The organism is Xaviernesmea rhizosphaerae (genome assembly GCF_001938945.1).
Classification (GTDB): Bacteria; Pseudomonadota; Alphaproteobacteria; order Rhizobiales; family Rhizobiaceae; genus Xaviernesmea; species Xaviernesmea rhizosphaerae.
This window is the reverse complement of record NZ_MKIO01000042.1, coordinates 56,274-68,716: the sequence shown is the minus strand read 5'-3', so window position 1 is coordinate 68,716 and position 12,443 is coordinate 56,274. Positions and strand designations below refer to the sequence as shown.

Sequence of the window (12,443 nt, the reverse complement as noted above, 5' to 3'; positions counted from 1 at the left end):
TGAATGCAAAACGAATGTCAAATGAAGATTTTCGGACGATTGCATGCCGAAGGATGAGGTGACGGGATCAGCCCTGTGTCTCGATCAGGCGCACATCGTTTTCCGCGCAGATCGCGCGGATGCGCCCGTTTGGACAGTGATCTGTGATGAAGCTGTTGACCTGCGAGAGATGGCCGATGCGCACGGGCGCGGTGCGCTCGAACTTCGAGGCGTCGGAGACGAGGATGACATGGCGGGCATTGTCGATGATCGACTGCGCCACCTTCACCTCACGGAAATCGAAATCGAGCAGCGCGCCGTCGCCATCGATGGCGGAGGCACCGATCACGGCGAAATCGACCTTGAACTGGCGGATGAAATCCACCGCCGCCTCGCCGACAATGCCGCCATCCGAGCGACGCACCACGCCGCCGGCAATCACCACTTCGATCGCTGGTGACAGGCGCAAGCTGTTGGCAACGTTGATGTTGTTGGTGATCACCATCAGGCCCTGATGGTCTGACAGCGCCTCGCCCACGGCCTCCGTCGTCGTGCCGATATTGATGAAGAGCGAGGCATTGTCGGGGATCATGGCGGCAGCGGCCCGGCCGATCGCCTGTTTCTGCGCGGCCGCCATGGCGCGCCGGGCCTCATATTGCACATTCTCGTTGCCGCTCGGGAAAAGCGCGCCGCCATGCACGCGGGTGAGCAGGCGCCCGTCGCAGAGATCGTTGAGATCCTTGCGGATCGTCTGCGGCGTCACGCCGAAGCGCGCGGCCAGATCTTCCACCGTCACCCGGCCGCTCGCCTTGGCCAGCGCAATAATGTCTTCCTGGCGGGTGCTGAGCAGCATCGGCGGTTCTCCCTTTCCTTTCAGGTTCACATGATATGAAAGCGAACCCGGCGGCAGTCAACAGGTGCTTACCCCTGCGGCGCAGAGTGCTGGACACGAGGCGGCGGGACGGGCAAGGCAGGGACCATGATCGATCTTGCGAAATATGCGGCTCTGGCGCTGGTGATGGCCGGCTGCCTCTCGCTGCTGATCACGCAGCTGCGCACGGGCGTTCCCGCCATGTCCTCCTCGCGAAAGGAAGCGCTGCAGGTGGTGGCGCTGCTGAAAGCAGCGGGGCTGGCCGAGGATGCGGTGATCTACGAGCTGGGCAGCGGCTGGGGCGCGATGGCCAGCGTGCTGGCGGAAAGCTTTCCGCAGGCGCGCATCCGCGGCTTCGAGCTGTCGCCCCTGCCCTACTGGATCTCACGGCTGCGGCTGCGCCACCATCCTCATATCAGGCTGATGCGACAGGATTTCTTCCGCGCCGATCTCACGGATGCCGATGCGGTCGTGTCCTATCTGATGATCCGGCCGATGCCGAAGCTGGGGCTGCTGCTGGACCGCGACCTGAAGCCGGGAACGCCCGTCGTCAGCCTCGCCTTCTGGTTTCGCGACCGGCAGCCGGAGGCCGTGGGCCGCGCGGGAACGGCCGCGCTCTATCGCTGGCCGGCACGGGTCGACACGTCTCGGTTGGAAGAGACGGCGCGTGTGGAAGAAACGGGGCGGGCCTGATCAGGCCGCCGGCCAGTCATTGGCGGGTTCCTCGCGCATCGGCGCGTCGGGCGACGGCGGGGCGCTCTCGGGCTGGTCGGACATCGCGTCCCGTTCCAGCTCGGCCCGGATCAGCGCCGAAGCCTTGGCCCTGGAGACGCCGTCGCGCTCCAGCCGGCCCAGCATGTCCTTCAGCGCGTCGCGCACCTTATCGGCCTCGGGGCCTTCGATCCTGCCGCTGATGTCCATCAATGCCGCTCCTGCCGTTCTCATGGGGGTGGTCCACCAACAGAACGCGGGGCCGGGCGAAAAGTGCCCGGCGGAGAGGCGACCACCTGCGCAAGGTGTGGCACCTGCCCCCTCGCCTGGCCTTCTCCCCGCCGGGGAGCGGAGGCTTACGCTTCACGCGCGGGCGGACCGGATTGGCGCGGTGGCGTCCCCGGCCTTTTCCCGTCAGGCCGCCGGTCGGCAGGCGGCGGCATAGAGGCCGAGCACCTGATCGACGGCGGTCACCAGGATCTCACTCGCGCTTTTTCCCGCGATCTCGGCCAGCGGCAGGCCGCCGAGATATTGCCGGAGCAGGGTTTCGGGGATGGCCACGCCGTCCAGCGCCTGCAAAAGCTTGGCCACGGCGGCGTCCGCCTCCGGCCGGTTCCAGTAATAGCGGATGCGGTCGCTATAGCTGTAATGGCGCTGCAGCCGGAGTGCGGCCTCTTCCCCGTGATAATGGCCCTGCCAGTCGGCGGGGGCTGCGCGCATCAGGGCCTCCATGGCGGCGGCGAGCGGGCGCTGGCCATAGCCGGGCACCAGTTCGGAGGCGATCATGTCGAGACCGTAGAGCGCCTCGCGATAGGCGAAGGTCAGGCCGGGGCCGACCTTCAGGATCGGATAGCCGTCGCTGACCAGCGCCGCCAGCGCCGCTTCCGTCTGGTAATCGGTGGAATGCGCCTCGAAGACCAGGCCGGGCTGGGTGGCGAGCACGGCGCTCAGCGCCTCGGCCTTTTCGGGCTGATAGGCCACGACATTGTCGCTGCCGAACTCAACGCCCGGCTGGACGACGAAGGCGATGACGCGGGAGAAGGCTTCGCCTAGACCCGCCTCGGCGAAGATCGTCTTGTGCACGGCGATGGTGGCTTCGGCGGCCTCGGGCGCGGTCGGCTCCACCGTGTCGAGCACATGGTCGGCCCCGCCGGGCACCGGCACTTCCGTGCCGAGAATATAGAGCGGCGGTGCGATGCCGGCCTTTCTGGCGGCGGCTTCCGCCACAGCCGCAAGCCTTGCCGCGCGCCCGGCAATGGTGCGGTCGTCCAACGCTGCCGGCTCGCCGGCGCAGCCCATGGAGGCATCCAGATGGATCTTGGAGAAGCCGGCGGTGACATAGGCCTCCACCATCGCCTCCGCCTTGACGAGCGCCGTTTCCGCCGGCTCCTTGCGCCAGGGATTGGGGCCGAGATGATCGCCGCCGAACAGGATCTGCCCGCGATCGAGCCCTTCCTCCGCAGCGATCTTCTCGACGAAACGGACGAAATCGGCGGGCGTCATACCGGTATAGCCGCCGAGATGATTGACCTGGTTGCACGTCGCCTCGATCAGCACCGGCTGGCCATCGCGCCGGGCGCGGCGGATGGCGGCGCGCAGCACGGTGGGATGGGCCGAGCAGACGGAGGTGATGCCGAAGGGCCGGCCGGCGCGGTGGGCCGGAGCAAGATCGGTCAGGACGAGATGGCTGAGAGGGGTCGACATGACCTTATCCTTTCGCGGAAACGGAAGCGATGAACTGGTCGAGCTCGGCCAGGCTGCCGACACCCTCCATCGGCCCCTGCCGGGTGACGTTGCGCGCGCCGGCGGCATTGGCATAGGCAAGCGCCTGGGGCGGCGCCATGCCGAGCCGGCGGCAGGTGAGATAGGCAGCGCCGAAACAGTCGCCGGCCCCGGTGGGATCGACCTCCTCGACTTTCAGGCCCGGCGCATCGATGCGCCCATGCGCGCGGCTGAAATGGCTGGAGCCGGCGGCCCCGCGCTTCAGCACCACCTCGGCGATGCCGGCTGCGAGCAGCGCCTCGATCGCGGCCTCCTCCGTATCCTGTCCTGAGGCGACAAAAAGCTCCTCGCCCGAGGGAAGCAGCAGGTCGCAGACCGACAGCAGATCATCCACCAGCCTGCGGCCTTCCGCCCCGCTGACCAGCTCCTTGCGCAGATTGGGATCGAAGGAGACCGAGCCGCCCCGCGCCTTCACCTCTGCAATTGCCTCGCGCAGGATCGCGCCGGCGCCGTCAATGGCGAAGGCCGAGCCCATCACGTGGACATGGCCGGCGCGCGCGATCAGCGCCTGCGCCTCACCCGTCATCGCCGTGTCGCCGGCGGCGGAATGAGCGATGTTGAAGACGAAATCGCGGTTGCCATCGGCGCGGTAGCGCACGAAGGCGCTGCCGGTCGGCTTGCCGGCAATGGTGGCAATCGCCGAGACATCGACCCCGTCGCGCGCGAGACGCTCGACATTGAGCCGGCCGAAATCATCGGCCCCGACAGCGGCGACGATGCCCGCCGCCCCGCCGCAGCGCGCCACCTGCGACATGAAGATCGCCGGAGCGCCGCTGGGAAAAGGGCCGATCAGCGGCTGCGGCGCCAGAAAGCCGTCGCCCACCGTGGTGGCCATGATCTCCACCAGAATTTCGCCCACCGTGATCGTCGGTCCGAGCGCCTCCGGCGCGATCGCGCGCGCTGTCGCCATGCCTGCCTCCTCCGGCGCGCCCGCGCGGGCCGCCTCCACTCATGCCGAGGCGCTCTCCCGCTCAAGGAAGAGGCCGCCAATTCGTCAGCGCTGATAAACGCCGCGGTGACCGAGATCAACATTGAAATTTACACGCGTCAATAAAAATCTCTTTCGAGGCAATTATGGCGATGCAGCACAAATACTGTGCACCGCACCCAGGCAAAATCATAATTCTGAACTTTTTCAGAGGCTTAATGCGCCACCAGCAAGAACAGGCGCCGACCGCCCGACGACGCCCTTGACAGCATCAACGATCATAGCCGATAAAAACTTTACGCACGTAGCTTTATGCGTGCACATCCGTAAAGGAGGAGACGGATCCCATGAACACATTCATCCGCATGCTGTCGTCGTCGGTGGTGGGTCTTGGCCTGATGGCCGGGCTGGCCCATGCCGAAGAGATCACCGTCGCCACGGTCAACAATGGCGACATGATCATCATGCAGAAGCTTTCCAGCGCCTGGGAGAAGGAAACCGGCAACAAGATCAACTGGATCGTTCTGGAGGAGAACGTTCTGCGCGAACGCGTCACGACCGACATCGCCACCAAGGGCGGCCAGTTCGACGTGATGACCATCGGCGGCTACGAAGCGCCGATCTGGGGCAAGGCCGGCTGGCTGACCTCGGTCGACGATCTGGGCGACGATTATGACTATGCCGACCTCCTGGACCCGATCAAGAAGGGCCTGACGGTCGACGGCAAGCTCTATGCCGTGCCCTTCTATACGGAAAGCTCGTTCACGCTCTATCGCAAGGATCTGTTCGACGCCGCCGGCCTGAAGATGCCGGACCAGCCGACCTATGACCAGATCAAGGAATTCGCCGCCAAGCTCACCGACAAGGCCAAGCAGCAATATGGCATCTGCCTGCGCGGCAAGCCGGGCTGGGGCGAGAACATGGCCTTCCTCGGCACCATGGTGAACACCTATGGCGGCCGCTGGTTCGACATGGACTGGAAGCCGCAGCTGACCACCGAGTCCTGGAAGAAGGCGATCGGCGACTATGTCAAGCTGATGCAGGAAAACGGCCCTCCGGGCGCGACCGCCAACGGCTTCAACGAGAACCAGTCGCTGTTTGCAACAGGCCATTGCGCCATGTGGATCGACGCCACCTCGGCCGCCGGCCGCGTCTATGACCCCAAGCAGAGCCAGGTGGCAGACAAGATCGCCTTCACCCGCTCGCCCGTCGAAGTCACGCCGAACGGATCGAGCTGGTCCTGGTCGTGGAACCTCGCCATTCCCGCCACCACCCAGAAGGCGGCCACCGCCAAGTCCTTCCTGAAATGGGCCACCTCCAAGGCCTATGTGAAGACGGTGGGCGAGACGGAAGGCTGGGTCGCCGTTCCCCCTGGTACCCGCAAGTCCACCTATGCCCTGCCGGAATATCAGAAGGCCGCGCCGTTCGCCGAAACGGTGCTGAAGGCGATCATGTCCGCCGATCCGTCCAAGCCGACCAAGGATCCGGTGCCCTATACCGGCGTCCAGTTCGTGGCGATCCCGGAATTCCAGTCGATCGGCACGGTCGTCGGCCAGCAGATCGGCGCCGCCCTTGCCGGCCAGCAGACGGTGGATGCCGCGCTGGAAGCCGCGCAGGCGCAGGTTCAGCGCGACATGATGCGCGCCGGCTACATCAAGTAAGCCGCAAGCATCGCCGATAAAGGCGGCAATCCTGTTCGGTGCCATGATCGCATGCGACGGACAGCCGCTCTCCACGCCCTGGCTTTTGCCGCCAGGGAGGGGCCGTCCGGGTCCGGCCTCTGCCGGGCCCGGACGAAAGCGTTCACAACAGAAAACCGGGCCGCCCGACGGCGGCGCAGGACGGGAGACCGACATGAGACTGAAGGACAAGGTGGCCCTGATCACGGGCGGCGCGCGCGGCATCGGGCTCGGCTTTGCCGAAGCCTTCGTGGCCGAAGGTGCCCGCGTCGTGATCGCCGACATCAACATCGCGCGCGCCAGCGAGGCGGCCGCCGCGATCGGTCCGGCCGCAAGCGCCGTCAAGCTCGACGTAACCAGCGTGGCCGATATTGAGGCCTGCGTGACGGCGGTGGATGCCGAATTCGGCGGCATCGACATTCTCGTCAACAATGCCGCTATCTTCGACATGGCGCCGATCAACGACATCACCGAAGAGAGCTACGACAAGGTCTTCGACGTCAATCTGAAGGGTCCGCTCTTCATGATGAAGGCGGTCTCCAACGTGATGATCGCGCGGGCACGCGGCGGCAAGATCATCAACATGGCGAGCCAGGCCGGCCGGCGCGGCGAAGCGCTGGTGACGCTCTATTGCGCCTCCAAGGCCGCGATCATCTCCGCCACGCAATCGGCTGCCCTGGCGCTGGTCAAGCATGGCATCAATGTCAACGCCATTGCCCCCGGCGTGGTGGATGGCGAGCACTGGGACATTGTCGACGCGCATTTCGCCAAGTGGGAAGGTCTCAAGCCCGGCGAGAAGAAGGCCGCGGTTGCCAAATCCGTGCCGATCGGCCGCTTCGCCACGCCCGACGACATCAAGGGCCTGGCCGTGTTCCTCGCCTCGTCCGACAGCGATTATATCCTCGCCCAGACATACAATGTCGACGGCGGCAACTGGATGAGCTGAGAAAGGGGGCCGCCATGCAGGCGATCCGTTTCACGGGCAAGGGCCAGGCCGAGCTTGCCGCTTTCGATCCCGGCCCGCCGGCGGAAGGCCATGTGCGCCTGCGCGTGCGCGCGGCCGGCCTCTGCCATACCGATATCGACGTGCTTCATGCCCGCTATGGCGACGGGGCCTTCCCCGTCGTGCCCGGCCATGAATATGCCGGCGAGATCGAGGCGCTCGGGCCCGGCGTCTCCGGCTTTGAGGTCGGCGACCGCGTCGCCGTCGATCCGAACCTGCCCTGCGGCGCCTGCCCGGCCTGCGCCAGGGGGCTGACCAATCTCTGCCGCAACCTGAAGGCCTATGGCGTCTCGCACAATGGCGGCTTTGCCGAGGTCAGCCTGGTGCATGCCGATCATCTTCACCCGATCGGGGCCATGCCCTACACCACGGCCGCACTCGCCGAGCCGCTCGCCTGCGTGGTCAACGGCATGCGCAGCGCCGGCATCGGCGCGGGCGCGCGCACGCCCGACCATGCGCTGGTCTTCGGCGCCGGGCCGATCGGGCTTCTGCTGGCGCTGTCGCTGAAATCGCAAGGGGTGGCGCGCGTCACCATGGCCGATATCAACGAGAGCCGTCTGGCCTTCGCCGCCGAGCTGGGTCTCGAAGGCGCGGTGTCGGGCTCGCAGGCGCTGATGGGCCAGAGGAAGGGCTTCGATTTCGTCGCCGATGCCACCGGGATCGCCAGCGTGGTCGAGAGCATGATCCCGCTGGTGGACGATGGCGGCACGGCGCTGTTCTTCGGCGTCTGCGCGCCGGATGCCCGCATTGCCATCTCCCCCTTCGAGGTGTTCCGCCGCCAGCTGAAACTGGTGGGCTCGCATTCGCTCAACCGCAACATTCCCGACGCGCTCGCCATCCTGCGCGCCGATGACGGGACCATGGCGCGGCTGGTGTCGCATCAATTGCCGCTGCAGGACATGCTGCCCTTCTTCCTGCACAAGCCGGGCGATCCCGCGACGATGAAGGTGCAATATGTCGCGGCCTGAGGCTGCGTCCGGGACGAGACGGTGCGAGAACCGCTCCGCAGGCGTGGTCGGGCCGGAGCCGGGGATGCGGGCATCGTGGCAGGGGCGGCGGCGGCGACCCTTCCGCTCGCTGAGCTGGTTCGGGATGTCCGCCATCGCCCCACGCGCTGCAGCCAAGGTGGATCCTCGGGTCAAGCCCGAGGATGACGTCGTGGGTGGGGGCGCCTTGGTGGAGACAGCGCGCCAAAGCGGGAGCCCGCCGGAACGCAAAAACGTCCTTTCCGTGCCGCGAAGACAGGTGACGGACCTCTCTTGTGACACCATCGGCCACCCCGATCGCCCGTCATCCTCGGGCTTGACCCGAGGATCCACCGCGGGTGCGGCGGGTGGGATGGTGCGGTCAGTGCCGACGGCAACCCTCTTATGTCTGACGTCGGACGCTCCGGCGCCATCCCTCTTTTCCTTGACACGGCTTTCCGGCATTTTAGGGAATTGCGGTGCAATCACAGGGGCGAAGCCTGGCGCCGGGGGCCACGCCTGACAGACCGGACCTTTCGGGCCAGCTGCGGTTGCATTGCAACCGCAACAGCCCTTTTGATGCCGGCGGCAGCGCCGGAGGCAGAGAGCGGGGCCTTGCCCCAGGGAGCATGCGATTTGGCCAAGACGATACGCACGATGGAGGAATTCTCGGAATTCGTCGGCCTGTCCCGCCCCACGGTCTCGAAATATTTCAACGACCCGGCCTCGGTGCGCAAGAAGACGCGCGACGTGATCGAGGAGGCGCTGAAGAAATCCGGTTTTCGGCCGAACATCTTCGCGGTGAACCTCAACCGCCGCCGCTCCAACATCATCGGCGTCGTCATTCCCAATGCCACCGACCCCTTCTACATGGCGCTGACGCGGCGTATCGAGCTGATCGCCAGCGAAGCGGGCTTTCTCGCCTTCGTGCTGACCTCGGATGGCCGGCCGGAGCTGCAGGACCGGGCGATCCGCACCTTCCGCTCCATGAATGTCGCCGGCGCCATCGTCGCGCCGCTGGATCTGAACGGCCGGCGCTCGACGCTCGCCGAGCTCGACCGCGACATTCCGCTGGTCTATGTTGATTCCCCGCCGGACGACATGGCCGCCTTTGTCGGCACCGACAACCGCCAGAGCTTTGCGCTGATCGTCGACTATCTCTGCCGCTCGGGCGAGGCGCCCTGCTATTTTGGCATGCCCGCGGTCAACACCAATGCCCGAACGCGTCTGGATGCCTATTGCGAGGCGATGGAGCGGCTGAACCAGGCGCCGCATGTGCTGGCGCTGTCGGATGTCGCCAGCTGGGATTTCGAGCGCTTCGGCTTCGAGGAGGCCGAGCGGCTTTTTGCCCAGCCGGACCGACTGCCGACGCGTACCATTCTCTGCGCCAATGACCGGCTGGCCTTCGGCGTGATCGCGGCGGCCTATCATCGCGGGCTCAAGGTCGGCCATGGCGCCGATTGCGACCTGCGCGTCGCCGGCCATGACGACCATCCGCTGTCGCAATATGCCTGTCCGCCGATCACCACCGTGGCGCAGAACTACAACGAGATCGGCCGGCTGGCGATCGGCCTGCTGATGCGCAAGCTCGGCGAGAGCGAGGAGCAGTCCGGCCCGCACCGCGACCAGATCCTCCTGAAGAGCGAGCTGATGCTGCGCCGTTCGGCCTGACGCGTCAGGCCCGGCCCGTGAGCCGGCGCAGCACCTCCAGCTCGCCTGCCGCCAGCGGCCGCACCGCACCCTTGGGCAGATCACCGAGCAGCACGGGACCGATCGCCACGCGCACCAGCCTGAGACAGGCGATGTCGAGCACCTCCAGCATCCGGCGGATCTGGCGGTTGCGGCCCTCTTCCAGCACGATCTCCAGCCAGGAGGTCTTGTCGCCAGCGCGCAGCAGCGTGACGGACCGGGCGCTGAGACATTCGCCCTCATGCCGCACGCCGTCGCAGAGCGCCCGCAGCACCGCATCATCGGCAATGCGGTCGATCTGCACGTGATAGGTCTTGGACACATGCGTCTCGGGATCGAGCAGGGCCTGGGCAAACGCGGTGTCGTTGGTGAAGAGCAGCAGGCCTTCGCTGGCCTTGTCCAGCCGGCCGACCGGCGAGAGATGGGCCACGGCCAGCTCCGTCAGGCAGTCGAACACGGTCGGTCGTCCCTCGGGGTCGTGGCGGGTGGTCACCAGCCCGCGCGGCTTGTTCAGCATGTAGTAAACCGGCGCCTCGGCCTCGACCTTCCTGTCGTCGACGCGGATCTCCTGACGGTCGAGATCCACCCAGTGCTCGGGATCGCGCACCACCTGTCCGCCCACGCGCACCCGCCCCTCGCCGACCAGCGCCTCGGCCTGGCTGCGCGAGCAGAAGCCGAGCTTGGACAGAGCCCGGGCAAGCGTCGCCCTCCGCCCGCCCTCGCGCGGGGGGGCGCCGGCGGGTCTGGATGCGGCAGGGCTTGCGGCTTTGGCCCCGGTGGCGAAGCGCCTGGCGGCCATTCCCTTTGTGCCCTGCTCCTTCGGGCCCTGCCCCTTTGCCGGATGTCCCTTCCCGCGCTGTCCCTTGACACCGGTGCCCGGGTCGCGGCCTGGGCCGGCGCCGGTCTTCGGCGGGCGGGGGGGCGGTCTGCGGCCGTTCTTCATCATCATGCTCCTCGCCGAAAGGTTGACCCGCAGCCCCATGCCATTCTAGAGCGGAGACCTTTGGCGCGCGGCCATCCGGCCGCCCGCATCGGCCTCCATTTTCTCGGGGAATAGAGGACGCGGCCACTCTTTGGAAGGGAGAGCCTTGATGAGCCTGGATGACATCACCCGCGAGCTGGCGACGCTGCGCGATTACTGGCGCTATGCGATTTCGCGCTTCAACGCCGCGGATCTCAGCTATGGCCACGGCACGCTGACGGCCGCCGACGACGCCGCCTTTCTGCTGCTCGACTCGCTGGAGCTGCCGATCGACCGGCTGGACCCGTTCCTCGATGCGCGGCTGCTGCCGGCCGAGCGCCGCCTGCTGGCCGAGCGGATCGAGGCGCGCGTGACCACCCGCAAGCCATCGGCCTATCTGACCGGCCGCTCCTATATTCAGGGCGTGCGCTTCCATGTGGACGAGCGGGTGATCGTGCCGCGCTCGCATCTGGGCGAGCTGCTCTTTACCGAATATCTCAACCCGGAAGGGTCCTCCGTGCTTCCGGACCCCACCACGGTGGAAAGCGCGCTCGACCTGTGCACCGGCTCGGGCTGTCTGGCGGTGCTGGCCGCCAAGTTCCTGCCGCTGGCCAAAGTCGATGCCGTGGATCTGTCGCCCGAAGCGCTGGAAGTGGCGAAGATCAACGTGACGGCCCACGAGGTTGAGGGGCAGGTGCGCCTCGTCCAAGGCGATCTCTTCGCCCCGCTGAAGGGCAGGACCTACGACCTGATCATCACCAATCCACCCTATGTCGATCATGCCGCGCTTTCGGGCTATCCGGCCGAGTTCCAGGCCGAGCCGGTCATGGCGCATGATGGCGGCGAGGACGGGCTCGATCTCGTGCGTCAGATCCTCGACCAGGCCGCCGATCATCTCAACCCCGGCGGCGGCATCCTCTGCGAGATCGGCTCCGGCCGTGAGATCCTCGAGGAGGAATATCCGCATCTGGACTTCGTCTGGCTGGAAACCGCAGAATCGCAGGACGCCGTCTTCTGGCTGGCGACCGAGGCCTTCGACGCCTGAGTGCCAAGGGGCGACGTTGGGGGCGGCGTGCGTCCATCGCTGCCGCCCCCTCCTGAAGGCGCATAGTGGGTGCCGGTAACCGCCCGGTTTTCCAGACGGCAGGGCATTTTACGTCCAAAAGCCGGCGCCCGGCCACGGCCTCGGGGCAGCACCCCGCGCGGGACGCGCCAGTGTAAGGCTGCGCAATCTCTCGGTTATTTTTGAAACTTCCTCCGGCTTCGCCTGTTGGCAAGGGGCAGGCACACAAACACAGCGCATCGCGCGGCCTGCTTCAGCACCAGAGATCGGCAGGCCGCAGGCGGCGGGATCGACAAGATCCCTCCCGAGGCTTCGCCGTGGATAAAACATCCTGACGGAGGAAAAACCATGCGATTGAAACTGCTTGCAGTCACCATCCTGTCCTGCGGCCTGGCGACGGGGGCGCTCGCGCAATCCGGCACGGGCAATGGCGGCACCACGGGAACCGGCGGCACCACGATGGGCACCGACGGAACGGGCACCAATGAAGGCGGCGGCACCGGAAGCGGCACCGGAACCAGCGGCAGCATGGGTTCGGGCTCGGGCACCACAGGCGGCACCATGGGCGGCAATGGCACCAATATGGGCACGGGCACGGGCGGCGGCGGCGCCACGGGCACGAGCCCCGATAGCGGCGCCACCGGCACCAAGACCGATGCCAACCGCAACTGCCCCGAAGGCAACACCAGCGATGACGGCGTCGAGCGCAACTGCTGACAGCAGGGCTTGCTCCTATCGACCCTTTGCGGCCGCAGCGACCGGAGCCTGTCTCCCGCCCTGCGGCCGCGATGCGGCGCATCCCTCAAGAAGCA

Annotated in this window: 12 protein-coding genes; 7 read left to right on the top strand and 5 right to left on the bottom strand. The window is 66.7% G+C overall.

The window, feature by feature from the left end; all coding sequences use genetic code 11:
- Positions 1-67: 67 nt before the first annotated feature.
- Positions 68-832 carry a DeoR/GlpR family DNA-binding transcription regulator gene (locus BJF92_RS22955; protein ID WP_075637089.1) on the bottom strand — a complete coding sequence of 255 codons (765 nt, stop codon included), beginning with the start codon at positions 830-832 and terminating at the stop codon, positions 68-70.
- 126 nt (positions 833-958) lie between these two features.
- On the opposite strand from BJF92_RS22955, the gene BJF92_RS22950 reads away from it, so the two are divergent.
- Entirely contained in the window at positions 959-1,543 is a 585-nt protein-coding gene (locus BJF92_RS22950; protein ID WP_075637088.1) for a methyltransferase, read from the top strand.
- On the opposite strand, the gene BJF92_RS22945 is transcribed toward BJF92_RS22950, so the two are convergent.
- The 3 genes from BJF92_RS22945 to BJF92_RS22935 form a co-directional block, all read right to left on the bottom strand.
- A complete protein-coding gene (locus tag BJF92_RS22945) occupies positions 1,544-1,771 on the bottom strand; it encodes a hypothetical protein (protein WP_075637087.1) in 228 nt (75 codons plus the stop codon). It abuts the gene before it with no gap.
- A 204-nt stretch (positions 1,772-1,975) separates the two neighbouring features.
- The gene (locus BJF92_RS22940) at positions 1,976-3,265 is read right to left on the bottom strand and encodes a D-tagatose-bisphosphate aldolase, class II, non-catalytic subunit (RefSeq protein ID WP_075637086.1); all 1,290 of its coding nucleotides are present in this window, start codon (positions 3,263-3,265) and stop codon (positions 1,976-1,978) included.
- Positions 3,266-3,269: 4 nt separating this feature from the next.
- Positions 3,270-4,253, bottom strand: a complete 984-nt coding sequence (locus tag BJF92_RS22935; RefSeq protein ID WP_075637085.1) for a tagatose kinase — start codon at positions 4,251-4,253, stop codon at positions 3,270-3,272.
- A gap of 365 nt (positions 4,254-4,618) precedes the next feature.
- On the opposite strand from BJF92_RS22935, the gene BJF92_RS22930 reads away from it, so the two are divergent.
- The 4 genes from BJF92_RS22930 (at position 4,619) to BJF92_RS22915 (ending at position 9,589) form a co-directional block, all read left to right on the top strand.
- A complete protein-coding gene (locus BJF92_RS22930; RefSeq protein ID WP_075637084.1) occupies positions 4,619-5,932 on the top strand; it encodes an ABC transporter substrate-binding protein in 1,314 nt (437 codons plus the stop codon).
- 193 nt (positions 5,933-6,125) lie between these two features.
- Entirely contained in the window at positions 6,126-6,896 is a 771-nt protein-coding gene (locus BJF92_RS22925; protein ID WP_075637083.1) for an L-iditol 2-dehydrogenase, read from the top strand.
- Positions 6,897-6,910: 14 nt separating this feature from the next.
- The gene (locus tag BJF92_RS22920; RefSeq protein ID WP_075637082.1) at positions 6,911-7,921 is read left to right on the top strand and encodes a zinc-dependent alcohol dehydrogenase family protein; all 1,011 of its coding nucleotides are present in this window, start codon (positions 6,911-6,913) and stop codon (positions 7,919-7,921) included.
- A 654-nt stretch (positions 7,922-8,575) separates the two neighbouring features.
- On the top strand, positions 8,576-9,589 hold the full coding sequence (locus BJF92_RS22915) for a LacI family DNA-binding transcriptional regulator (RefSeq protein ID WP_075637081.1): 1,014 nt from the start codon (positions 8,576-8,578) through the stop codon (positions 9,587-9,589).
- 4 nt (positions 9,590-9,593) lie between these two features.
- Here the strand turns inward: BJF92_RS22915 and BJF92_RS22910 are convergent, their stop codons facing one another.
- Positions 9,594-10,406 carry a pseudouridine synthase gene (locus tag BJF92_RS22910; protein ID WP_078058346.1) on the bottom strand — a complete coding sequence of 271 codons (813 nt, stop codon included), beginning with the start codon at positions 10,404-10,406 and terminating at the stop codon, positions 9,594-9,596.
- 292 nt (positions 10,407-10,698) lie between these two features.
- Between BJF92_RS22910 and prmB the strand changes: the two genes are divergently transcribed.
- A complete protein-coding gene (gene prmB / locus BJF92_RS22905; RefSeq protein ID WP_143524167.1) occupies positions 10,699-11,613 on the top strand; it encodes a 50S ribosomal protein L3 N(5)-glutamine methyltransferase in 915 nt (304 codons plus the stop codon).
- A 366-nt stretch (positions 11,614-11,979) separates the two neighbouring features.
- Positions 11,980-12,348: a hypothetical protein gene (locus BJF92_RS22900; protein ID WP_143524166.1), complete on the top strand. Its 369-nt coding sequence runs from the start codon at positions 11,980-11,982 to the stop codon at positions 12,346-12,348.
- Positions 12,349-12,443 lie beyond the last annotated feature (95 nt).

Coding starts and splice junctions, on each gene's coding strand:
- BJF92_RS22915 (WP_075637081.1), top strand. CDS start 8,576: ATGGAGGAATTCTCGGAATTCGTCGGCCTGTCCCGCCCCACGGTCTCG.
- BJF92_RS22910 (WP_078058346.1), bottom strand. CDS start 10,406: ATGGCCGCCAGGCGCTTCGCCACCGGGGCCAAAGCCGCAAGCCCTGCC.
- BJF92_RS22935 (WP_075637085.1), bottom strand. CDS start 4,253: ATGGCGACAGCGCGCGCGATCGCGCCGGAGGCGCTCGGACCGACGATC.
- BJF92_RS22920 (WP_075637082.1), top strand. CDS start 6,911: ATGCAGGCGATCCGTTTCACGGGCAAGGGCCAGGCCGAGCTTGCCGCT.
- BJF92_RS22930 (WP_075637084.1), top strand. CDS start 4,619: ATGAACACATTCATCCGCATGCTGTCGTCGTCGGTGGTGGGTCTTGGC.
- BJF92_RS22900 (WP_143524166.1), top strand. CDS start 11,980: ATGCGATTGAAACTGCTTGCAGTCACCATCCTGTCCTGCGGCCTGGCG.
- prmB (WP_143524167.1), top strand. CDS start 10,699: ATGAGCCTGGATGACATCACCCGCGAGCTGGCGACGCTGCGCGATTAC.
- BJF92_RS22955 (WP_075637089.1), bottom strand. CDS start 832: ATGCTGCTCAGCACCCGCCAGGAAGACATTATTGCGCTGGCCAAGGCG.
- BJF92_RS22925 (WP_075637083.1), top strand. CDS start 6,126: ATGAGACTGAAGGACAAGGTGGCCCTGATCACGGGCGGCGCGCGCGGC.
- BJF92_RS22945 (WP_075637087.1), bottom strand. CDS start 1,771: ATGGACATCAGCGGCAGGATCGAAGGCCCCGAGGCCGATAAGGTGCGC.
- BJF92_RS22940 (WP_075637086.1), bottom strand. CDS start 3,265: ATGTCGACCCCTCTCAGCCATCTCGTCCTGACCGATCTTGCTCCGGCC.
- BJF92_RS22950 (WP_075637088.1), top strand. CDS start 959: ATGATCGATCTTGCGAAATATGCGGCTCTGGCGCTGGTGATGGCCGGC.